Source organism: Plantactinospora sp. B5E13 (genome assembly GCF_039871775.1).
Taxonomy (GTDB): domain Bacteria; phylum Actinomycetota; class Actinomycetes; order Mycobacteriales; family Micromonosporaceae; genus Plantactinospora.
The window spans coordinates 92,461-112,495 of the sequence record NZ_JBDPLT010000002.1; the positions used below are offsets into that span (position 1 = coordinate 92,461).

At 71.7% G+C, this 20,035-nt stretch carries 19 protein-coding genes, 1 tRNA gene and 1 pseudogene; 11 read left to right on the top strand and 10 right to left on the bottom strand.

Features of this window, described 5'->3' with window-relative positions; translation table 11 throughout:
* Positions 1–233 precede the first annotated feature (233 nt).
* The 4 genes from ABGB05_RS02315 (at position 234) to ABGB05_RS02330 (ending at position 2,927) form a co-directional block, all read left to right on the top strand.
* On the top strand, positions 234–680 hold the full coding sequence (locus ABGB05_RS02315; protein ID WP_347651434.1) for a hypothetical protein: 447 nt from the start codon (positions 234–236) through the stop codon (positions 678–680).
* Positions 681–721: 41 nt separating this feature from the next.
* Positions 722–1,225: a GNAT family N-acetyltransferase gene (locus ABGB05_RS02320; protein WP_347651435.1), complete on the top strand. Its 504-nt coding sequence runs from the start codon at positions 722–724 to the stop codon at positions 1,223–1,225.
* A 332-nt stretch (positions 1,226–1,557) separates the two neighbouring features.
* Positions 1,558–2,271, top strand: coding sequence for an LPXTG cell wall anchor domain-containing protein (locus ABGB05_RS02325; RefSeq protein ID WP_347651436.1), 714 nt, complete (start codon positions 1,558–1,560; stop codon positions 2,269–2,271).
* A gap of 95 nt (positions 2,272–2,366) precedes the next feature.
* Positions 2,367–2,927, top strand: coding sequence for an SMI1/KNR4 family protein (locus ABGB05_RS02330; protein ID WP_347651437.1), 561 nt, complete (start codon positions 2,367–2,369; stop codon positions 2,925–2,927).
* 90 nt (positions 2,928–3,017) lie between these two features.
* Here ABGB05_RS02330 and ABGB05_RS02335 read toward each other — a convergent pair whose 3' ends face one another.
* The 6 genes from ABGB05_RS02335 to ABGB05_RS02360 all read right to left on the bottom strand — a co-directional run bounded on the left by ABGB05_RS02335 (position 3,018) and on the right by ABGB05_RS02360 (position 6,672).
* Positions 3,018–3,329, bottom strand: a complete 312-nt coding sequence (locus ABGB05_RS02335) for a hypothetical protein (protein ID WP_347651438.1) — start codon at positions 3,327–3,329, stop codon at positions 3,018–3,020.
* Between the two features lie 61 nt (positions 3,330–3,390).
* The gene (locus ABGB05_RS02340; protein ID WP_347651439.1) at positions 3,391–3,654 is read right to left on the bottom strand and encodes a hypothetical protein; all 264 of its coding nucleotides are present in this window, start codon (positions 3,652–3,654) and stop codon (positions 3,391–3,393) included.
* Positions 3,655–3,693: 39 nt separating this feature from the next.
* A complete protein-coding gene (locus tag ABGB05_RS02345; RefSeq protein WP_347651440.1) occupies positions 3,694–3,975 on the bottom strand; it encodes a hypothetical protein in 282 nt (93 codons plus the stop codon).
* Between the two features lie 117 nt (positions 3,976–4,092).
* Positions 4,093–5,199 carry a hypothetical protein gene (locus ABGB05_RS02350; RefSeq protein WP_347651441.1) on the bottom strand — a complete coding sequence of 369 codons (1,107 nt, stop codon included), beginning with the start codon at positions 5,197–5,199 and terminating at the stop codon, positions 4,093–4,095.
* A gap of 379 nt (positions 5,200–5,578) precedes the next feature.
* Positions 5,579–5,655, bottom strand: a tRNA-Pro gene (locus tag ABGB05_RS02355).
* 123 nt (positions 5,656–5,778) lie between these two features.
* Positions 5,779–6,672: a metallophosphoesterase gene (locus tag ABGB05_RS02360; protein WP_347651442.1), complete on the bottom strand. Its 894-nt coding sequence runs from the start codon at positions 6,670–6,672 to the stop codon at positions 5,779–5,781.
* Between the two features lie 25 nt (positions 6,673–6,697).
* Between ABGB05_RS02360 and ABGB05_RS02365 the strand changes: the two genes are divergently transcribed.
* The gene (locus ABGB05_RS02365; protein ID WP_347651443.1) at positions 6,698–7,156 is read left to right on the top strand and encodes a GatB/YqeY domain-containing protein; all 459 of its coding nucleotides are present in this window, start codon (positions 6,698–6,700) and stop codon (positions 7,154–7,156) included.
* 87 nt (positions 7,157–7,243) lie between these two features.
* On the opposite strand, the gene ABGB05_RS02370 is transcribed toward ABGB05_RS02365, so the two are convergent.
* Complete coding sequence (locus ABGB05_RS02370) at positions 7,244–9,685, bottom strand: transglycosylase domain-containing protein (RefSeq protein WP_347651444.1); 2,442 nt, start codon at positions 9,683–9,685, stop codon at positions 7,244–7,246.
* Between the two features lie 408 nt (positions 9,686–10,093).
* Here ABGB05_RS02370 and ABGB05_RS02375 point away from each other — a divergent pair, with 408 nt between their 5' ends.
* Positions 10,094–10,390, top strand: a complete 297-nt coding sequence (locus ABGB05_RS02375; protein WP_347651445.1) for a WhiB family transcriptional regulator — start codon at positions 10,094–10,096, stop codon at positions 10,388–10,390.
* Between the two features lie 63 nt (positions 10,391–10,453).
* Here ABGB05_RS02375 and ABGB05_RS02380 read toward each other — a convergent pair whose 3' ends face one another.
* The 3 genes from ABGB05_RS02380 to ABGB05_RS02390 all read right to left on the bottom strand — a co-directional run bounded on the left by ABGB05_RS02380 (position 10,454) and on the right by ABGB05_RS02390 (position 13,633).
* Positions 10,454–11,626, bottom strand: a complete 1,173-nt coding sequence (locus tag ABGB05_RS02380; RefSeq protein WP_347651446.1) for an ArsA-related P-loop ATPase — start codon at positions 11,624–11,626, stop codon at positions 10,454–10,456.
* 155 nt (positions 11,627–11,781) lie between these two features.
* The gene (locus ABGB05_RS02385; protein WP_347651676.1) at positions 11,782–12,756 is read right to left on the bottom strand and encodes an ArsA-related P-loop ATPase; all 975 of its coding nucleotides are present in this window, start codon (positions 12,754–12,756) and stop codon (positions 11,782–11,784) included.
* Positions 12,757–12,844: 88 nt separating this feature from the next.
* Positions 12,845–13,633 (bottom strand): hypothetical protein, encoded by a 789-nt coding sequence (locus tag ABGB05_RS02390; RefSeq protein WP_347651447.1) that lies wholly within the window; start codon positions 13,631–13,633, stop codon positions 12,845–12,847.
* A gap of 256 nt (positions 13,634–13,889) precedes the next feature.
* Here ABGB05_RS02390 and ABGB05_RS02395 point away from each other — a divergent pair, with 256 nt between their 5' ends.
* The 5 genes and pseudogenes from ABGB05_RS02395 (at position 13,890) to ABGB05_RS02415 (ending at position 19,980) form a co-directional block, all read left to right on the top strand.
* Positions 13,890–14,045 carry a hypothetical protein gene (locus ABGB05_RS02395; protein WP_347651448.1) on the top strand — a complete coding sequence of 52 codons (156 nt, stop codon included), beginning with the start codon at positions 13,890–13,892 and terminating at the stop codon, positions 14,043–14,045.
* Positions 14,042–14,503, top strand: a complete 462-nt coding sequence (locus ABGB05_RS02400; protein ID WP_347651449.1) for a RidA family protein — start codon at positions 14,042–14,044, stop codon at positions 14,501–14,503. Before ABGB05_RS02395 ends, ABGB05_RS02400 begins: the two co-directional genes overlap by 4 nt.
* Positions 14,504–14,559: 56 nt before the next feature.
* A complete protein-coding gene (locus ABGB05_RS02405; RefSeq protein WP_347651450.1) occupies positions 14,560–15,465 on the top strand; it encodes an MBL fold metallo-hydrolase in 906 nt (301 codons plus the stop codon).
* Positions 15,462–18,761 (top strand): annotated as a pseudogene (locus tag ABGB05_RS02410) (adenylate/guanylate cyclase domain-containing protein); the annotation flags it as partial. The gene ABGB05_RS02405 and the pseudogene ABGB05_RS02410, both read left to right, overlap by 4 nt.
* A gap of 775 nt (positions 18,762–19,536) precedes the next feature.
* A complete protein-coding gene (locus tag ABGB05_RS02415) occupies positions 19,537–19,980 on the top strand; it encodes a hypothetical protein (RefSeq protein ID WP_347651451.1) in 444 nt (147 codons plus the stop codon).
* Positions 19,981–20,035 lie beyond the last annotated feature (55 nt).

A 20,035-nucleotide genomic window follows, 5' to 3' on the forward strand; every position in this document is an offset into this window, starting at 1 on the left:
TACCGTGAGGTTCGGGGCCGTCGGCAGGTTCGGGACGAGGTTCGGGGTTGTCGGCAGGTTCGGGACGGCGGTGACGGGTCCGGGCGGCTGATCCGGGGTGGGATCACAACACGCCGGGCGGAACGGCGGGATCGTCGGCGGGTACCGGACTAGGATCGGTCGGGACCTTGATGATCATGATCCCGTCCTGGCGATCGTGGTCACGAAGTGCCGGAGACGACGGAGAGCCGAAAATGACGAGGCTGCCCGACGAGGTGGTGTCCGCGGTCGGCCGGGTCACGATCGCGGCCGGCGACCTGGAACTCATTCTCGCCTGGATCGGGGCCGACCAGGCCGGCGGCAACGCGTTCGAGGTGCTGGCCCGGCCCGGCGAGCCGGTCCGCGCGGCCCGCAGCGCCGTCGAGTTCGCCGCCCCGCAGTACCGGCAGGCGTACCTGCCGATCATCGAGATCGCGGCCAAGCTGCTGGCGAAGCGGCACGCGGTGGTCTCCGCGATGTGGGTCAGCGAGGCGCCCGAGGAGTCGCAGCGCTGGGAACTGCTCGACGACAAGACCCACATCCGGCAGCTCGTCGACGCCCGCGCCCTCGACGAACTGGCCCGTCAGCTGTTGGAGGCACGCAACCGGCTGGTCGAGATCGTCACCGCCCAGCTCAACAACGAGGCCGTCCCGGCGTCCTGAGCCGCATCGGACGCCCTGCGGCGGTCAGGGAGGAAACCGGCGTGGGCGACGTACGGATCGAAGAGGTGGCGCCGGACGACTGGTCGGCCTGGCGCGACCTGCGGCTGCGCTCGCTGCGGGACGCCCCGGACGCGTTCGGCTCGACCTACCAGCGGGAGGTGGCCTTCGGCGAGGCGGACTGGCGGTCCCGGCTCGACGTCACCAGCGGCCCGGACGTGATCGCGTACGCGGACGACCGGCCGGTCGGGCTGGGTGCGGGCTGGCGCGACGAACCCGGCCAGCTGATGGTGGTGGCGATGTGGACCGAGCCGACCTGGCGGGGGCGTGGGGTGGGCCGGCAGGTCCTCGACCACGTGGTCGGCTGGGGCGCGGCGCGGGACCTCCGGGTGCACCTCTGGGTCGCCGACGCCAACCCGGCCGCCCGCCGACTCTACGAGCGGTACGGCTTCCGGCCCGACGGCCGGACCATGCCGCTGCGGGACGGCAGCCCGTTCACCGCGAGCCACCTCGTCCTGGCCACCGAACCGGTCGGATCCGCCGGCTGACCTCCGGGTACGGCCGACAGGCCGGTGCCGGGACCGGGCGCGGCATGATCCGATGGTGACACGGACGGAGCGGCCGGTGGACTGCGCCGGTGGGGGCGTCGGTCCGCCGGGAGCCGCGGCGACCGGTCCCTGGCCGGCTCGCGTCGCGGCCCGGCTCGTCCCGTCGGCTCGTGTCCACTCGCCATCGGCTCGGGTTGCCGGCATGGCTGTACGAATGGCTGCACGGATACGGCCACACGGTTCAAGAATTGTGGGCGTCGTTCCCTCCTTGCTTTTCATCCACTGACGGTAATATCTCCATGTTTTGATGCACAACGGGGAGGAAGCTCCACATGCGATGGAAGACCGCGGCCGGCGTCCTGATAGCGCTGGCCTTTTTGATTCCGGCAGCACCGGCGCTGGCCCAGGCTGGAACGCCCGGGTTGAACGAGGCCTGCCAGACGGTTGAACGCAAGGTGTACAAGGACCTTCGGGAGCTTGTCACCATCGACCTGGATACCGCCACCGAGCAAGAGGTGCGGGTGTTGACCGCGCAGATTCTGGCTGCGGCGATGGCCGACTCGTTGAGCGTCTTGCCTGGCGCGATACAGGAGCGACTCAACGGCGCCCCGGATGAGCTTCGCGCATTCCTCAAGTCGGGCATGCAGAACGCCTGGTCGGTTGATCTGCGGATTTCGGTGGTCCGGACGCTGACGGGCGCTGGTGCCAACGTGAAGGCGGCCGCCCAGAAGGTGCTCGACGACGGAACCATCGATGCATACCTGGCTTACCTGAACAACGGCCTGTACGACGCACGTGCGCTCGACTGCGCGTCTCAGCCCACGCCGACTCCGAGCGCCACGCCCAGTGGCACGCCCAGCGCCACGCCGACCCCTGCTTCCTCCGCCAGCCCGGGCGCCCCCGGCGGCGAGGGCGGCGAGGGCGGTGGGCTGCCCGTGACCGGTGCGGGGACCGCGACCGTGGCCGCCATTGGCGGTGCGCTTCTGCTCCTCGGCGGTGCGGGCTACCTGTTCGGACGCCGACGCCGTTCCCGCTTCGTGGCATAGCTCGCTCGACGCGCCCGGCTCGATGCTCCGTCGGGCCGGGCCCGGGCTCGCGCTGGGGCTCGAAGATTGACATACCCGCCTGGCAGGCTCGCCGCATGTCGGATCTCGCCGCCGTCCTGGCGGATGTCGCTGCCCGGGTTCACCGCGACGAGCCCGAGGCGCTGCTCGACGGTGGCCTTCCCGCTCCGCTTTCCGAGCGCGAGATCGACCGGGCCGAACAGCGACTGGGCGTACGGCTGCACCCCCTGCTGCGGGCGGTTCACCGTGACTTTGCGAACGGCGGATTCGGCCCCGACTACCAGCTGATGAGCCTGACCGACGGACCCACCGACGAGCAGGTGGTCGACACCTACCTCCAGATGCGGTCCGAACACGCCGGCACCGAGTGGGCCTGGCCGGAGGGGGTCCTCCCGATCCTGACCTGGGGCTGCGGCATGTACGCCTGCGTCGACTGCCGAAGCGACCAGGGGACCGTCCTGCTGTTCGAACCGAACCCGGGAGATCCCGATGCCGCATGGTTCATCGACTCGCCCAGCCTGGTGGAGTGGTTCGCGCACTACGTGAACGACACCGGCTGGTGGGTCAAGCTCGAGGAAGGCGAGGATGTCGACGACCTGGCACCCTGGCCGGAAGCCCGGCAGCGGGCGGCCGGTTGACCGACCCGCGCCCGGCCGCCGGCTCCGTCCCGCAGGGGGTGACCGGCCCGTACTGGTCCCGGCACTCGCCCCGACGACCGGCAGAGGACCTTACGGCTCGGCGAGAACGGCCGCGACGATAACCGTGCCGAGGATCAGAGCCCACCCGCCGGCCCAGCCGACAATCAGTCCTCGTTTGAAGCGTTGCCTGCCGCGCAGGGACAGAATGAGGATGAGGCCGGATATCAACAGCAGTACGTGCGTGACGTAGTACGTGATCAGTACGGAAGCGACGACGGCGAACCGGCCACCGGCGTCCAGGTCCTCATCGGGACTGCTGGCACCGTACCTCTCGGCGGGGATCCTCAGGGCGACAACAGCCAGTGCATGACCGAGCGTGGCCAGGCCGATGCCACCGATCAACGGCCACCAACCCTGGCGGGTCCTCGACTCCGAAGCGCTGTCGGGCCCCGACATCCGCACCTCACTCAACGCCGCAAGGCACGACCGGGGCCGTCCGCAGCGATGGGACAAGATCCGAGGAGTGTGCGGCAAGCCGGTCAACAGTCGGTTGTGTGAAAGCAGCCGCCTCGTGTCGGGAGCGAAGCGGCAAGGTGTCGGCGGCGACCAGCCGGAGCCACACCTCCCGACCCGGAGGGTCGTCGCTGTTGACCTCTCCCGCCGTGTCCAACGGTTCACCCTGGGGCTGTTCGGCGCGGCGAGCGGCGAAGAACAGGTCGTAGGTCATGGCGATGGACCGTACCGCCGGCGCGGCGGCCCCGCCGGGTCAGGTGGGTGCGTTGAACAACAGGTACCCGCTGACGACCAGCGACACCAGGCCCAGCCCCATCATGAACACTCCGAAGAGCCTGTCGAACATGACGGAGAAGGCGCGTAGCCGGGCGCGTTGCTCATCCGACCGACGGAACGGGCTGAGCGGGCGGACAACCCGCTCAGACAGTTCGACGTGCTTTGTCGCGATGCCACGGTAATCGTGCGCGAGCGTCGCTCCGACCATGATCAGGAGCACTCCGAACGGAAACCCGAGCCAGGCCCGCCACATCACCATGCCTCTCCGACCGGGTCTGGGCAGTCGTGTCGATCCGCCGGTCAGCGGGACCGCATCTCCGCCCTGGAGCCGGAAGCGTAGTCACCCGGAGCAAAGCAGGGCTGCCCACCTGATGCCTCACCCGTCAAAGCGAGACCAGCGGAATCCGTGTTCGAGCAACGGTGACAGGGTCCCGCGGTGGAGCGCGCCGAAGAAGACAACGGCTTCGTTCGCGTCGCTGCTGACCGACGTGAGCAAGCCCGGGGCCACGAAGAACCGCTCGGCCGTGTAGGTCGGCAGGAACGGATCCAGGGGTACGGGACGCAGCATGTCCCACAGCCCGTCAAGGCGCGCAACCGGCATGCAGTACGTCGATGCTCTGTAGGGGGCGGCATTCATGGCTTCGTTGAGGGTGAACTGCAGGAGGAAACGGCTGAGTGGCTCCGCTTCGAGAATCGTCTCCGGTTCCGCGGCGTAGGGGTCTTCGGTGAGCCACACGCGGGGACCCGCGTCACCCGGCTCCTCCGGCGGCCACCGGATGGACCAGTCCATCCCGCCTCCGTTCCACGCGGCGAAGACCAGCCGGTCGCCGAGTGGTCCGGAAGCGAGCCTGGGCTCCGTCAGGACCGGATCGACGAATCTGTGGATGGCCGGGCGGAGACGGGCCAGGCGGTGGAAGGCAGCCAACGCCTCCGGCAGGTGGTCCAACTCGCCCGCCGCGCTCTCGCTCTCGGCCGGCTCGTACTCCTCGGCGGAAAACCAGCCGAGCACGAACGACTCCAGGGCCTGGCTCGGATCTGTTTCCACGTGGTCGACCCACTCCACTCCGGGCACCGCCCCGGGCGGCGGGACCGGTCGAACCGCATCCAGCATGTCGCGGGTCAGCGGCTCGTAGAGCTCCAGTTCGGCGTGGTGGAAATCGGCAGGGTACGCCGAAGTTCGTCGGCAGCGGGCGGTGCCCAGGGGAAGGCAGCCCTGGTCCAGACGGGCGAAGACGTGGATGGGCAGGGGAGACTGGAAGCAGAACCGTGAGTGAAGGTCCGGAATCCTGTCCCCGTACAGGAGCACCTTGGTGGAGTCCTGGACGCCGCTGACCCCCGGGTTGTCCCCACGGGCGACGATGACCACGGTCGCGTCCGCCCCCGCCCCGATCGTCGCCGGGCCCATCTCGTAGCGCCGGAGCCCGGCTCCGGCGACGGAGAAAGCCGCTTCCTCAGTGATCAGGCGCGGGAGCGTTGGTGACACGTGGTGACCCTATCCAGCACGACCGACCGGACTGATGATCGCGGTCCGATACGGGGTGAAGGGCCGGCTCAGCCCCGGAACTCGGCGGGGTGGCCAAGGGCGCGATCGACAAGAGGGGTACCGACCCGGGAACGCTCGATCTTGACGGCTGCCGGACGACACCCCGCGCCCTCGCGCTGCCGCTCCGAAACGTCAACTCGCCATGCGCCGGCACGGCAGGTGCCGGACCGGACCGGAGACGCCGGCGCCGACCGGCAGCACGTGTCGGATCGTCTTCGCCGTCTCGGTCGGCACGGGTCGGCCGCGAGGTTCAGTCACTAGGATGGTCATTCAGACACAGAAGAAGGGCACACCCGTGAATGGATGTGCCCTTCTTGCCTGGTCGGGGTGGCCGGATTCGAACCGACGACCTCTTCGTCCCGAACGAAGCGCGCTACCAAGCTGCGCCACACCCCGAAACCGTGCTGAGCCATAGTAGCCCACCCGCCCCGTGGGGCAAATTCGGTATCCGGCCCGGCGAGACGGGGCGCACACGGCTCGCCGGGCCGGGCCGATCAGGGCCGGTTGTATAGCGGGAGATCAGCGGGGGATCAGGGTCAGCAGCGACGCCTCGGGCCGGCAGGCGAACCGGACCGGGGCGGTCGGGTGGGTGCCGAGCCCGGCCGAGACGTGCAGCCAGGAGTCCGACTCCGGCCAGCGGTGCAGGCCCCGGGCCATCGACCGGGGCAGGTCGCAGTTGGTCGTCAGGGCGCCGACGAGCGGCACCCGGACCTGACCGCCGTGGGTGTGCCCGGCGAGCAGCAGCGTGAAGCCGTCGGCCGCCATCTTGTCCAGCACCCTCGGCTCCGGCGAGTGGCTGATCCCGATCGCCAGGTCGGCGGCGGCGTCCACCGGTCCGGCGACGGCAGCGTAGTCGTCCCGCTCGATGTGTGGGTCGTCGACGCCGACCAGCTCGATGGTCCGGCCGCCCGCCTTGATCGACGTACGGGCGTTGTTCAGGTCGGCCCAGCCGGACCCGACCAGCACCTCCCGCAGGTCCTCGAAGGGCAGGTCGACGCCCTGGACGTACTCCCGGTCGGGCAGCAGGTAGCTGAACGGATTTTTCCAGACCGGGCCCCGGTAGTCGTTGGAGCCGAAGACGAAGGCCCCCGGGAAGTCGAGCAGCGGCTGCAGCGCCCGCAGCGCCCCGGGGACCGCCTCCGGGTGGGCCAGGTTGTCCCCGGTCACCACCACCAGGTCCGGGTCGGTGCCGGCGAGCGCGGCCACCCAGGCCTGTTTGCGGCGCTGGTCCGGCATCATGTGCAGGTCCGACAGGTGCAGGATGCGCAGCGGTTCGGCGTCGGTGCCGAGTACGGGTACGTCGTACCGGCGCAGGGTGAAGAGGTTGCGCTCGATGAGCGAGGCGTACGCCAGCGTGGCCCCGCCCGCGACGACGGCTCCGGCGGCCAACCGTAATACTGTGCGCTTTCGCATGGTGCTCAGGGTAGTTTGACCCTCCATGAGCACCTTGAAGGACCTCCTGACCACCGACATGCGTACCGCGCTGAAGGCCCGTGACGAGCTGACCACCTCCACCCTGCGAATGGCGCTGGCGGCGATCGGCAACGCCGAGGTCGCCGGTAAGGCGAAGCGGGAGCTCTCCGACGAGGAGGTGCGGACGGTGCTGACCAAGGAGTCGAAGAAGCGCCGGGAGGCGGCCGCCGCCTTCGCCGACGCCGGCCGGGCCGAGCAGGCGGAGCGGGAGCGGGCCGAGGGTGAGGTGCTGGACCGCTACCTGCCGAAGCAGCTCTCCGACGAGGAGTTGGCCGAGCTGGTCGCCGGGGCGCTGACCGCCGGCGGCTTCACCGAGCAGCGGCAGATGGGCCCGGCGATGAAGGCGGCCCAGGCCGCGGTGGCCGGCCGGGCCGAGGGGGGCCGGGTCGCCGCCGAGGTACGTCGACAGCTCGGCGCCGGATAGTCGTACCCGTTCCGCCAGACGACGAGGGCGGGCACCCCCGGCTGGGAGTGCCCGCCCTTCTGTCGTACCGGAGGGTGAGTCGGCGGGTCAGCGGCCCGGCGGTCGCGTACCGCCCGGACCGCCGGGACCGCCCGGACCACCGGGGCCGTCGCCTCCGGGGCCGTCACCGCCGCCCTGGCCGTTGCTGACCAGGATCGTCACCGCACCGCCCTTGATGGTGCGGCCGTCCGGGCTGGTGCCGGCCGCGGTTCCGGCCGGGCAGCGGGAGTCGACCCGGTTGCCGGAGACCTCGACCTCGAAGCCGGCGCCGCGCAGCCGGGACCGGGCGGTGTCGATGGACTGGCAGGTCACGGTCGGGATCACCCGCTGGTCACCGTTGACGATCTTGCCGCTCGGCGGAGTGAACTGGATCGCCTTCTTGTCCTTCATGGCGTCCCGCAGCGTCTGGTAGACGGCGTGGTTCACACCGCCCGGCTCGTTGTGGCCCATGTTCTGGGTGGTCTCGGGCCAGTCCGGGTCGGTCAGGATGCCGGCGACCGAGAGCTGCTTGGTCATCACCACCATGGCGGCGCTCTTCTCGCTGTCGGTGGTACCGGTCTTGCCGGCGACCGGCTTGCCGACCGCGCCCCGGACGTTCGGCGCCGTGGCGCCGGTGCACCGACCGCTCTGGGCCTGGTCGCCGACCGGGCAGCGGGCGGCGTCGACGGCGGCCCGGGCCACCTCGGTCTTGAGGTTCTGCTGGCAGCGCGGGTTGGCGACGTCGAGCTTGTTGCCCTCCTGGTCGCGGATCTGCTGCACCGGGATCGGCTCGCAGTACTTGCCGTCCGCGGCGAGCGTGGCGTACGCGTTCGCCAGGTCCAGCGGAGTCGTCTGGGAGACGCCGAGGGTGAACGCGCCCCACTGCTTGGCGTACTGCTTGTTGCTGGCGAAGTCGGCGTCGTTGCTGGCCCGGAACCGGATACCCATCCGCTCCGCCGCGTCGACCACCTTGTCCGCACCGACCCGCTCCTGCAGCGGTACGAAGTAGGTGTTCACCGACCTGCCGAACGCGCCCCACATGTTGTGCCGGCCGGCCATGCTCGCACTGGCGTTCGTCGGGCAGTACCGGCTGGTGCCCCGGCAGGCGGCAGGGGAGTTGAACTCCACCGGGTAGTTCGACTTGTACTGCACCGGCGAGTCGATCGAGTACGCCAGCGGGTAGCCCGCCTCCAGCGCCGCCACGATCGTGAAGATCTTGAACGTCGAGCCGGCCTGGTAGCCGGTGATGTCCCCACCGCCGGTGAGCAGCGGGTTGGTGGTGTTCGGGTAGGTGCCCCGGATTCCCTTCCGCGCCTTCGCCGGGTTGGTGGAGATCTTGTTCTTCGGCTTGTCCGGGTCGTCGAGCTTGTAGTTGCGGTTCACCGCCAGCGCCCGTACCCGCCCGGTGCCCGGCTCGACGGCCGCCACCATCATGGCTTCCTTCTTGCCGGTCTTGACGTTGCGCTCGACGGCCTTCTTGGCCGCGTTCTGTACCTTCGCGTCAAGGGTGGTGACGATGCTGTAGCCGCCGCTCTTCAGCCGCCGCTCCCGGTCGTACTGGGTGGTGCCGAAGGTCGGCTGCTGCATCCACCAGCGGTAGAAGTAGTCGCAGAAGAAGCCCCAGTCGTTCTTGTTGGTCGCGACGCAGCCGTTCGGGGTCCGCTTGTCCTTGACCACCAGTTTGGTGGCGATGGCCTTGGCGGCCTCCTCCGGGGTGATGGCGCCGGTCTTGACCATCTCGCCGATGACCCAGTTGCGCCGGTTCAGTGCCTCCGGGTAGCCGCTCTTGGTGGTCGGGTCGTTGTCCGAGGGCGCCTTGACCATGCCGGCCAGCATCGCCGCCTCTTCGAGCTTCAGGTCCTTCGGGTGCTTTCCGAAGTAGACCTGGCTGGCGGCGAAGATGCCGTACGCCCCGTTGCCGAACGGGGCGATGTTCAGGTAGCCCTCCAGGATCTGGTCCTTGCTGAGGTCCGCGTCGAGCTGCAGGGCGTACCGCATCTCGCGCAGCTTCCGGGCGCTGGTGTCCTCGGTCGCCGCCACCACGTCCTGCGGGTGGGTGGCGGAGTAGGCGATGCTGAGCCGGACGTACTGCATCGTCAACGTCGAGGCGCCCTGCTGGGTGACGCCGGCGTTCTGGTTGGCCACGAACGCCCGGGCGACGCCGCTCATGTCGACGCCGTTGTGCTCGTAGAACCGCTTGTCCTCGGCGGCGATCAACGCCTTGCCCACGAAGGGGTTGACGTCCTTGAGCGGCACGTCGCGGCGGTTCTCGTCGTACATGGTGGCCAGCGGCGTCTTGCCGTCCGACGCGTACAGGTAGCTGATCTGGGGCGCCTTCTTGACGGTCAGCTCGGTGGGGAGCTTGTCGAACGTCTCCGCGCCTGCCTTCGCCGCCAGGCCGGACATCGCCACCGCGGGGAAGGCGGCCGCGGCGACCACCACGCCGGCCAGTAGTCCGCAGATCAGCAGCGACGCGGCGTTGGTGAAGACATTGTGGTCACGCTTCCGCATCCAGGTCACCTCGACAGGGTACGTGAATCTGCACCGAGGTCGCCTCCGGCGTACTTTCCCCATTTCCTGCGGGCGCCGACCTCGTTGTGCTAAACGCACGACCCCTGGTGTGCGGTTGCGGGCTTCCGCTGCCAAGTCTCCTCCATCAGACGAGTCTTCGCAGCGTTTTCCAGGATCGTCGCCGGGTAGTCAGGGCCGGATTGCCGGACAGAGCATCACGGACCGTCCGGGTTGATGGATTTGGCTGACAACGTTGCGTAATCAGTTGACTACAGAGCATGATGGTCGAGCGAGAGAATCGCACGTCGTCCGTGGTGCCCGGGGGGAGGGCGGCACGGGTGGCCGGGGGGTTATCGCCGGCTGACCGGCTCTGGTCGGTAGCGGGACAGCAAGGGGGGACAGAAACAGATGGGCATGATCACAGACTGGCCCACATTGGCGGCTTGTCAGAACGGTGACCCGGACGCGCTGTTCGTACAGGGTGCCGAACAGAACGTGGCGAAACGGATCTGCCGCAGCTGCCCGGTGCGGTACGAGTGCCTGGCCGACGCGCTCGACAACCGCATCGAGTTCGGGGTGTGGGGTGGCATGACCGAGCGGGAACGCCGGGCACTGCTGCGTCGCCACCCCAACGTGGCCAGCTGGCGGAAAATGTTCGAGGCGGCGATGAAGAACAAGGACAAGGTCCTCGTCAACGCCGGCTGACGGCGCCGCCGCCGTACCAGCCGGCGAGGGGCTGATCGTGGCTCGCGAGGGGCCGGTCGCGGCTCAGCGGTGGCTGATCGCGGCACCGATCGTGCGTAGCCCGTCGACGTCGTGGACGTCGGCGGGCTGTGCCGTGACCGCCGCCGTCGGCACCGCCGGAAACGCGTCGGTGAAGACCCGGGCCACCCGGCGCTCCCGGGCCGCCTGCTGGGCCAGGGCCGCGTGCGCCCGCAGCGTCTCCACCGTCGCCTCGTGGCCGCCCAGTTCGGCGAGGTGGTCGGCGGCGGCCAGACTCTCCGCCGCGGCCGGCGTCCCCGGCGCGGTCTGGTGCACCCGGTTCAACACCAGGCCGACCAGCGGCATCCGCTCCTCACCCAGCCGGCCGGCGAAATAGGCCGCCTCCCGGATCGCGTCCGGCTCCGGGACCGCGACCAGCAGGAACGCCGTCTCCCGAGCCTGCAGCACCCGGTACGTCTGCTCCGCCCGCTGCCGGAAACCGCCGAACATCGAGTCGAGCGCCGCGACGAAACCGGACAGGTCAGTGAGCAACTGCGCGCCGAGCACCTTCTGCACCACCCGGGAGAACATCCCGAACGAGGCGGTGACCAGGCTGAACATGCTCCGGCCACCGCTGCGCGCCGGGGCGAGCAGCAGCCGCAGCATCCGACCGTCCAGAAACCGGGAGAGCCGGGCCGGCGCGTCCAGGAAGTCCAGCGCGGACCGGGACGGCGGGGTGTCGACCACGATCAGGTCCCACTCGTCCCGGGCGTGCAGCTGCCCCAGCTTCTCCATCGCCATGTACTCCTGCGTACCGGCGAAGGTGGAACTCATCGCCTGGTAGAAGGGGTTGGCGAAGATCTCCGCCGCCTTCGCCGGATCGGTGTGCGCGAGCACCACGTCGTCGAAGGTCCGCTTCATGTCCAGCATCATGGCGTGCAGTTCGCCGCCGCTGGCCTCGGCGTCGATCCCCTTGACCTGGCGCGGCGTGTTGTCCAGTTCGGTCAGCCCCAGCGACTGGGCCAACCGTCGGGCCGGGTCGATGGTCAGCACCACCGTGCGTCGACCGTGCCGTTCCGCCGCCCGCAGCGCCAGCGCCGCCGCCGTGGTGGTCTTGCCGACCCCGCCCGCGCCGCAGCAGACCACGATCCGTACGCCGGGGTCGGCGAGGATCCGGTCGATGTCCAGGTCAGCGGCGCTTGAGGTCGCCGACTCCGCCGCCGGGTGATCGGAACGCACGAAACGAGCGTATCGGGACCGCGCGGCCCGGACGGCCTGCTGGCGCTCAGGTGTGAGTCAGTCGGCTACCTCCCACCCGTTGGGTGTAGGGAAAGGCCCCCCGGTTATCGCCCAGGCGGTAGCCGATGGTGCGGAAGTGCTCTTCCTGACCCCGCTCAGGAGGAGCCGGTCAGCAGACTGTCCCCGATGACCTCCAGCCCGGCGCGGTCGACTCCCTCGGCCAGCAGCGGCAGGCGTACCAGGGGGCGGCCCAGCTCGACCAGGTCGGCCCGGAGCGACTCCTCAAGATCACGGCGGACGGCCTGGTCGCGGGCCTCGGCGTGCAACCCGGCGACGGCCGCCCGGTCGGCCGGCAGACCTGCGGCGGCCAGGCCACGCCGCAGCTCCGCCTGGGTGACCTTGCCGGCGAGCAGCGCCGGACGGGTCGCGTTCAGGATCAGCCGCCCGACCGGAATGCCCAGCTTGTCGAGGTCGGCGATCGCGTCGATCGTCTCCTGGACCGGCATCTCCTCCAACAGCGTCACCACGTGTACGGCGGTCATCGGCGACCGGAGCAGCGCCGCGACCCCCTCGCTCTGGGTCTTGATCGGGCCGACCTTGGCCAACCGGGCGGTCTCCGCGGTGACGTTCAGGAACCGGCCGATCCGGCCGGTGGGCGGGGCGTCCAGCACCACCGCGTCGTACACCCGGCGCTGGTTGACCGTCCGGGTGGTGGCCTCCTTGACCTTGCCGGTGAGCAGGACGTCACGCAGGCCGGGCGCGATCGTGGTGGCGAAATCGATCGCGCCGAGCTTTCGCAGGGCCCGACCGGCGGCGCCGAGCTTGTAGAACATGTCCAGGTATTCGAGGAGAGCCTCCTCGGGGTCGACGGCCAGCGCCCGGACCTCACCCCCGCCCCGGGCGGTGGCGATCGTCCGCTCCTCGTACGGCAGCGGATCGGTCCCGAACAGCTGGGCGATGCCCTGCCGGCTCTCCACCTCGACCAGCAGCGTACGGCGGCCACCCCGGGCCAGGGCGAGGGCGAGGGCGGCGGCGACGGTCGTCTTGCCGGTCCCACCCTTGCCGGTGATCACGTGCAGCCGGGCGGGCCACCCGGCGCCGCCCTGGTCGGCGCCGACCGGGTCGACCAAATCTTCGCTCCCTCGCACCCTTCGAGGGTAGTTGACCCGGCCGGGCACCGATCCCGTCGGCGAGGCCGCGCCCGCCGGGCGGCGGTGATCAGTTGACGTCGCAGACCCACCAGCCGGTCTTCTCGACCACGATGAACCTGAGCTGCTGTTCCACCGCCCGCTCGTCGCCGGTCACCATGGTCAGGGTGGTGGAGACGAGAGCGCGTTCGGCGTTGCGTTCGTCGAGCCTGGGCTCGACCCACCGGAACCGCGGACTGTCGTACGTCCGCGCGTAGCCCGCCACCTCCTCGATCTTCGCCTCGATCTGCCCGCTGTCCCGGGCCTCGGCGCAGACCAGGCTGGCCGCCTTCTCGGCGTTCTGGTCGGTGTAGACGGCCTCCAGGAAGCCGTCCACCGCGGCCACCGGATCTGCGGCGCCCTCACCGTTCTCCACGTTGCGGATCACCAGGAAGGCGGAGACCCCGCCGCCGACGCAGAGCAGCAGGGTCGCGGCCAGGACGATCGACACGATGAGCAGGGTGCGTCGCTTCTTCGGCGGGGTCGGTACCGCTCCGAACGGGGGCTGACCGGGCGGCGGCGGGTAGCCCACGCCGAACTGACCGGGCGGTACAGGGTGTCCGGGGGCGACCGGGAAACCCACCGGTGTCGCCGGCCCGGGGACGGGGGTGGTCGGGTCCTGGCTGACTGCGGTCGGCCCGGGTTCCGGGTCCGGGTCCGGGTCCGGGGCCGGGGCCGGGTCCGGGAGCGGCCCGGGGTCGACCGGTGACGTCGTCGCGCTGCGGGGTTCCGGCGCGGCGGGCGTCTGACCGGACGACGGCTCGGGCGTGTCCGGGTTCGTGGCGGTCGCCGTCTCGTCACCCGTGGGCGGTTGCGTCATGACGTCCCCAATCGACGACGGACCTGGCTACGCCGGTGCGCACGGTCGGCCCCGGCGGGCCATGTGACGGGCTGGCATGCTGCGTTCAGTGTGGCGGAAGAGCATAGTGGGGCCGATGCGGCGAGGGTAGCGCCCGGCCGCGAGGCCCGACGCCGACGTACGCCTGGCGGCGGGCCTGCCGGTAGCCGTACGTCGGCCGTCGGACCAGCCCGTAGGCTGTCGCCGAAAAGCCCGAGACCGAGGGAGACCTCTAGTTATGCAGAAGTGGGAGTACGCCACGGTGCCGCTGCTGGTGCACGCGACCAAGCAGATCCTCGACAACTGGGGTGAGGACGGCTGGGAGCTGGTGGCCGTGGTGCCCGGACCGAACCCGGAGCAGCTGGTCGCGTACCTCAAGCGGGTCAAGTCGTGACCACCGGACCGCACGGCAAGCTCGCCGAGCTCGGTCTGGTCCTGCCCGAGGTCGTACCACCGCTGGCCGACTACGTACCGGCGGTGCAGTCCGGCCGCCACGTGTACGTCTCCGGCCAGTTGCCGCTGGCCGAGGGGAAGCTGCTGGCCACCGGCAAGGTGGGCGCCGGGGTCTCCGCCGAGCAGGCGAAGGACCTCGCCGCCCGCTGCGCGCTCAACGCGCTGGCCGCGATCGACGCTCTGGTCGGCCTGGAGAGCGTGGTGAAGATCGTCAAGGTGACCGGGTTCGTCGCCTCGGCGGAGGGCTTCACCGGCCAGCCGAGCGTGGTGAACGGCGCCTCCGAACTCTTCGGCACGGTTTTCGGCGAGGCGGGCCGGCACGCCCGGAGCGCGGTCGGGGTGGCCGAACTGCCGCTGGGCGCACCGGTCGAGATCGAGGTCATCGTCGAGGTCGCCTGACCGTCGGTCAGGCGTACGACATGGCGCTGTCAGCTGCCGGTCGTACCCTTACAACCGTGACCGGGCATGTGACCGCACCGGCGGCGGCGTTGGCCGCCCAGCTACCGGGCTGGGCGGCCCTGGTCAGGGCACCCAATCCGGGGCCGATGACCCTGGACGGCACCAACACCTGGGTGCTGGGCCTCCCCGGTGCGGGCGGGGTGGTGGTCGTCGACCCGGGGCCGTTGGACGAGGGCCATCTGGCGGCGGTGGCGGCGCGTGGCCCGGTGCTCGGTGTGCTGCTCACCCACGGGCACCCCGACCACGGCGAGGGGCTGGAGCGGTTCCTGACGCTGACCGGTGCCGCGCGGTTGACCTTCGACGGGGCGCGGGCGGGCGCCGGGGCGCCGGGGCTGGCGGAGGGGCCGGCCGGGTCAGCCGCGGCGATGGTCGGCGGGGTGGTGGAGATCGCCGGCCTGTCGGTACGGGCCCTGGTCACGCCGGGGCACACCGCCGACTCGCTCTGTTTCCTGGTCGAGTCGGCCGACGAGCGGGTGGTCTGCACCGGGGACACGATCCTCGGCCGGGGGACCACCGTGGTCGCCCATCCGGACGGCGACCTCGGCGACTATCTCGGCAGCCTGACCGCGTTGACCGCGTACGAGGAGGTTCCGGCGCTGCCGGGACACGGCCCGGCGCTGGCCGACTGCGCGGCGGCGGCGCGGTTCTACCTGGCCCACCGGCAGGCCCGACTCGACCAGGTCCGGCAGGCGGTCGCGGCCGGGGCGGGGACCGCCGCCGAGGTGGTGGCCACGGTCTACGCGGACGTGGACCGGGCGCTCTGGCCGGCGGCGGAGTGGTCCGTCCAGGCCCAGCTCGCCTACCTCGACCGTGCGGATCACCGGTCTGATCGGCCGAACCGGCAAGCCGATCAGGTGAATCGGGAATCCCGCCCCGGGGCGGGTGGGTTGGACCCAGCGTGACCTGCCCGGTGTGTGGAACCGTCGCCGTGCCCGGCGCGCGGTTCTGCCACAACTGCGGAGTCGCGCTGCCGGCCGCCGCGACCCTGCCGCAAGCGGAACGACGCGTCGTTACGGTCCTCTTCGGCGATTTGTCCGACTTTACCTCCTGGTCGGAGGATCTCGACCCCGAGCGGGTCAGCACCGTCACCGACCGGGTCCTGGCCGCCCTCGCCGGCGCGGTGAAGACCTTCGGCGGCCACGTCGACAAGCTGACCGGCGACGGGATCATGGCGGTCTTCGGCGCCCCGGTCGCCCACGAGGACGACGCCGAGCGCGCCGTCCGGGCCGCCCTCTCCATGCAGCGTGCGGTCCGCCGGGTGCTCGACGACGAGCGCGGTGGCGGAGCCCCGCTCGGTCTGCGGGTCGGGCTCAACACCGGCGACGTGGTCGCCGGGATCCAGGCCGCCATCGAGTACACCGTCATCGGCGACACCGTCAACACCGCCGCCCGGCTCGCCGACGCCGCCGCGATCGGCGCCGTCTACGCCGGGGCCCGGACCGCCGCCGCGACCCGACGGGTCGCCTCCTGGCGGCAGCTCCGGCCGCTGCGACTCAAGGGCAAACGCGAGCCGGTCGAGGCGTACGAGCTGCTCGGTCTGCTGGACGCCCCCGGCACCCGCTCCGGGCTCGGCGACGAGGCGCCGTTCGTCGGTCGGGAGACCGAGATCGGTCGGGTCGCCGGCCGACTCGCCGAGGTCATCGACCAGGGGGAACCCCGGGTGCTGCTGATGACCGCCGAGGCGGGGATCGGCAAGTCCCGGTTCGCCGCCGAGGTCGAACGACTCGCCACCGGATACGACGTCGGCGCCGGCCGGTACGCCACCCACACCGGCGCCCGGGTCCTCTCGGTGAAGTGCGCGGCGTTCGGCGAACGACGTCGGCTGGGTCCGCTGGCCGACCTGGTCCGGGCCGCGGTCGGCCTGCCCGACGGGCCGGCGACCGCGTTGACCCGTTCGGTTGTCGAGGAGCGGCTGCGCCGGCTCGGCCAGCGGTTGGCCCGGCACCGGCCCGACCCGCCGCCGGTCGCCGTCGACCTGCTGCTCGCCCTGCTCGGCTACGCCGAACTGCCGTCGGCGACCGGCACCGTGCCGGCCGGCCCGGCGGAGTGGTCGGCGGGCGAGGCCGTGGCCGCCGCCGACGCGATCCCGGGCGCCGTCGCCGAACTGCTCAGCGCGCTCGCCGCGGAGACCCCACTGGCGGTCATCGTCGACGACCTGCACAACGCCACCCCGGAGACCGTCGACGCGCTCGGCGTGACCCTGTCCCGGCTGACCGGTCCGGTGCTCGTACTGCTGCTCGGCCGTCCCGAACTGGTCCGGGCGGCCGGTGCGCTGACCCGCGTCGCGGACGCGGAGGTGCACGCGCTGCCGCCGCTGCGGGGTGCCGACGCGGCCCGGCTGCTCACCACGTACCTCGGTGGCGGGCGGCTGCCGCAGAACGACGTGGACCGGCTGCTCGCCACCGCCCAGGGAAACCCGTTCTACCTCGCCGAACTGGTCACGCTGCTGATGGAACGCGGCGCGCTCACCACGGTGCTGGAGCCCGCCCGGGTCGGTTCCGTCGGCGCCCGCGCCTCCGCTGCCGCCCTCGGTACCGCTTCCGGTTCCGCCGTCGCCCCGACCGAGGCGCCGCCGGCCGGCCGGGCGGTCCGCCAGACCGCCCCGACCACCCGACCGCCGGGCGCGGAACCGGGGCCGGCCGTCGGCCCGGCACCCGGCACCGTCTGGCGGCTGGTGCCCGGCTCGCTCGGCAGCCGACTGCTCTCCCGGGACCTCGCCGCCGTGCTGGCGGCCCGGATCGACGCCCTGCCGCCGGACGCGCGAGCGGCGCTGCGGGACGCGGCCGTCATCGGCGACACCGTCCCGGCCGGCGCGCTCGAGGCGCTGCGCGAGCGGCGGGCCGGCCGGGAGGGCCGGCCGTCGGCCGTCGTCGCGGTGGAACTCGAACGGGCCGTCGAGGAACTGCTCCAACGTCGCATGCTGCACCGCAACCGCGACGGTTACCTCTTCGCGACCCCGCTGATGCGGGAGGCGGCGTACGCCGGGATCGGCAAGGCGGACCTCGCCGACCGGCACGCCGCACTCGTCGAGTGGGCCGCGCCGACCGGTGCCGACGGGCTTCCCGGCCGGGGCGGCGTCACCCCGGCGGTGCTGCCGGAGGCGGCCCGGGACGCGTTCATCGCCGAGCATACCGAGCGGGCCACCGCGCTCGCCGACGTGATCAACCTGCCGACCGACGCGACGGCCCGGAAGGTGGCCCCGCTCGGTATGGCCGCGCTCAACCGGTCCGCCCGGCGGTCCCTCGCCGTGGGCGAGCCGCTGCAGGCCGTCGAGTACGCCGAGCGGGCCGACCGGCTCGCCGGTGCCGCCGTGCCCGGCGGTGCCCGCCTGGTCCACGCCCGGGCACTGCTCCAGGTGGGCCGGATCGCCGACGCGCTCACCCTGGCCGAGAAGATCTGCGCGAACGCCGGGGACGACGCGGCCGTACGGGCCGGGGCGCTGCTGGTGCTCGGACAGGCGTACCGGGCCCAGGGCGACCGGACGCGTGCGGTGCAGATCTGGCAGGAGGCGCTGCGGGTGGCCACCGAGGCGGACCTGCCCGGCCCCCGGGCCTCGGCGATGCGCCGGCTCGGCATGGCGGACTTCGTCGCCGGTCGACTCGGCCAGGCCAGCAGTCGGTTCGCCGGGGCGTACCAGGTGAACCTGGACGCCGACGATCCGCGTGGGCAGGCGTGGTCGTTGCAGAACCTGGCCTGGGTGACCACCACCCGGGGCGACTTCGCCGGCACCGACGCGGTGCTGGACCGGGCGGCGCAGCTCTTCGCCGAGATCGACGACCCGGTCGGCGAGGCGTGGCTGCGCGGCACCACCGCCTTCGCCCGGCTGCTCGCCGGCCGGCTCGCCGAGGCCCGCCGACTGGCCCGGGTCTTCCTGCCGCTCGGCGAACGGGTCGGCGACGCCTGGGCGGTCGGCACGTTGCGGGCCGTGGAGGCGTTCGCCGCCGCCGAGCTGGGTGAACTGGCCGAGGCCGACCGGGAGGCGCGGCGGGCGTACCGGGACTTCGCCGCCGCCTCCGACGACTGGGGGCGGGGTTTCGCGCTGGTCGTCCGGGGGGCGGTGGCCCGGGGGCTGGGCGAGCCGGAACACGCCGCCGACCTGTTGACCGACGCGCTCGCGTACGCCCGACGTACCTCCCATCCGCTGCTCACCGGTCTGGCCGGTACGTTGCGTGGAGTTGTCGCGCTGGACCGGGGTGACCCGGCCGCGGCCGGCCGGGACGCCGAGGCGGTGTTGGCGGCCGTCGAGCCGCACACCCCGATGGCGCTGATCCAGCTCGGGCCCCAGGTGCTGCTCGCCGAGAGTCGGTTGGCCGAGGGCGACGCCGCGGCGGCGGTACGCCTGCTCGAACCGATCGTGGTCTCGGACGCGCTGCCGTCGGTGCTCTTCTCCCGCCGCCAGATCCTGGCCCGGTACGCGGCCGCGCTGCTCGCCGACGGGCGGACCGAGGCGGCACTGGACTGGGCCCGGCGGGCGGTCGACGCGTCGGGGGAGGACATCCGCAGTCAGGTTGTCGCGACCGAGGTGCTGGCCGAGGCGCTGGCCGCGGCCGGTGAGCCGGGGGCGGCGGTGACCGCCGCCGAGGAGGCGGTCCGGTTGGCGTACGCGACGGAGCAGGCCAGTGAGCGGAGCCGGGTGACGGCGCTGCGGGCCCGCCTGGTCGGTGCGGCCGACGCCAGGACGGCGTTGTCCGATGTGGTCGGGGCGGTGTCCGGTGCGGACACCGGATCGGTCTCCGGCCCGGACGGGGCGACGGTGTCGGGGGCGGTCGGCGAGCGGAACCCGGTACGGGTCGTCCGGCAGCGGACCGGTGGCGGCGATCCCCGTCGTGCTGGGGGCGTACGCGACGAGGTGGCGACCGCGCACGGGACCGGATCGTTCGATCTGCGGGATACCGCGCAGCCGGGTCAGGCGCTAGCCTAGATCCACTTCCGTCCACCGGGGGCGGGTGCTGCTGCACCGGAGGATCCGCACGATGAGGCTGCCCCGCTCGGTCGCGGCATGGACGATCGCCGTCTTCGGCGGGTTGGCGGTGCTGCTCGGTGCCGTCGGTCTGATCCGCCCCGAGGTGCTGCTCGGACTGCTCGGTTTCGAGGTGCTCGGTTCCGCCGAGCGGGCGACCGGTGACTACACCCGGACGTTCGTCACCGCCTCGTCGATGGCGTCGTTCAACATGGGCGTCTACTACCTGCTCGCCGCGACCATGGACTGGCGGCCCTTCTTCCGGTTCACGGTGGTCTTCCGGCTGGTGACGTTCACCGTCTTCACTGTGCTGGTGGTGACCGGGACGGCGCCGTTGCGGTTCCTCGGGGTGGCGGTCTGGGAGGGGCTCGGGGCGGTCGCCACCGGGGTCGGGCTGTGGCTCGACCGGACTCGGAATGGCAACCAGCCGGTAACAGCCACCGCTTCAGGGGGCTGAATCGTCTCATGTCTTCGGTATTTTCGACTCTGTGACCGACACTCCACGAGGCGCG

Bases quoted from the DNA above. Each gene is read 5' to 3' on its own strand.
- ABGB05_RS02315 (WP_347651434.1), top strand. From the start codon at position 234: ATGACGAGGCTGCCCGACGAGGTGGTGTCCGCGGTCGGCCGGGTCACG.
- ABGB05_RS02325 (WP_347651436.1), top strand. From the start codon at position 1,558: ATGCGATGGAAGACCGCGGCCGGCGTCCTGATAGCGCTGGCCTTTTTG.
- ABGB05_RS02330 (WP_347651437.1), top strand. From the start codon at position 2,367: ATGTCGGATCTCGCCGCCGTCCTGGCGGATGTCGCTGCCCGGGTTCAC.
- ABGB05_RS02340 (WP_347651439.1), bottom strand. From the start codon at position 3,654: ATGACCTACGACCTGTTCTTCGCCGCTCGCCGCGCCGAACAGCCCCAG.
- ABGB05_RS02345 (WP_347651440.1), bottom strand. From the start codon at position 3,975: ATGGTGATGTGGCGGGCCTGGCTCGGGTTTCCGTTCGGAGTGCTCCTG.
- ABGB05_RS02360 (WP_347651442.1), bottom strand. From the start codon at position 6,672: ATGCGAAAGCGCACAGTATTACGGTTGGCCGCCGGAGCCGTCGTCGCG.
- ABGB05_RS02365 (WP_347651443.1), top strand. From the start codon at position 6,698: ATGAGCACCTTGAAGGACCTCCTGACCACCGACATGCGTACCGCGCTG.
- ABGB05_RS02370 (WP_347651444.1), bottom strand. From the start codon at position 9,685: ATGCGGAAGCGTGACCACAATGTCTTCACCAACGCCGCGTCGCTGCTG.
- ABGB05_RS02375 (WP_347651445.1), top strand. From the start codon at position 10,094: ATGGGCATGATCACAGACTGGCCCACATTGGCGGCTTGTCAGAACGGT.
- ABGB05_RS02390 (WP_347651447.1), bottom strand. From the start codon at position 13,633: ATGACGCAACCGCCCACGGGTGACGAGACGGCGACCGCCACGAACCCG.
- ABGB05_RS02395 (WP_347651448.1), top strand. From the start codon at position 13,890: ATGCAGAAGTGGGAGTACGCCACGGTGCCGCTGCTGGTGCACGCGACC.
- ABGB05_RS02415 (WP_347651451.1), top strand. From the start codon at position 19,537: ATGAGGCTGCCCCGCTCGGTCGCGGCATGGACGATCGCCGTCTTCGGC.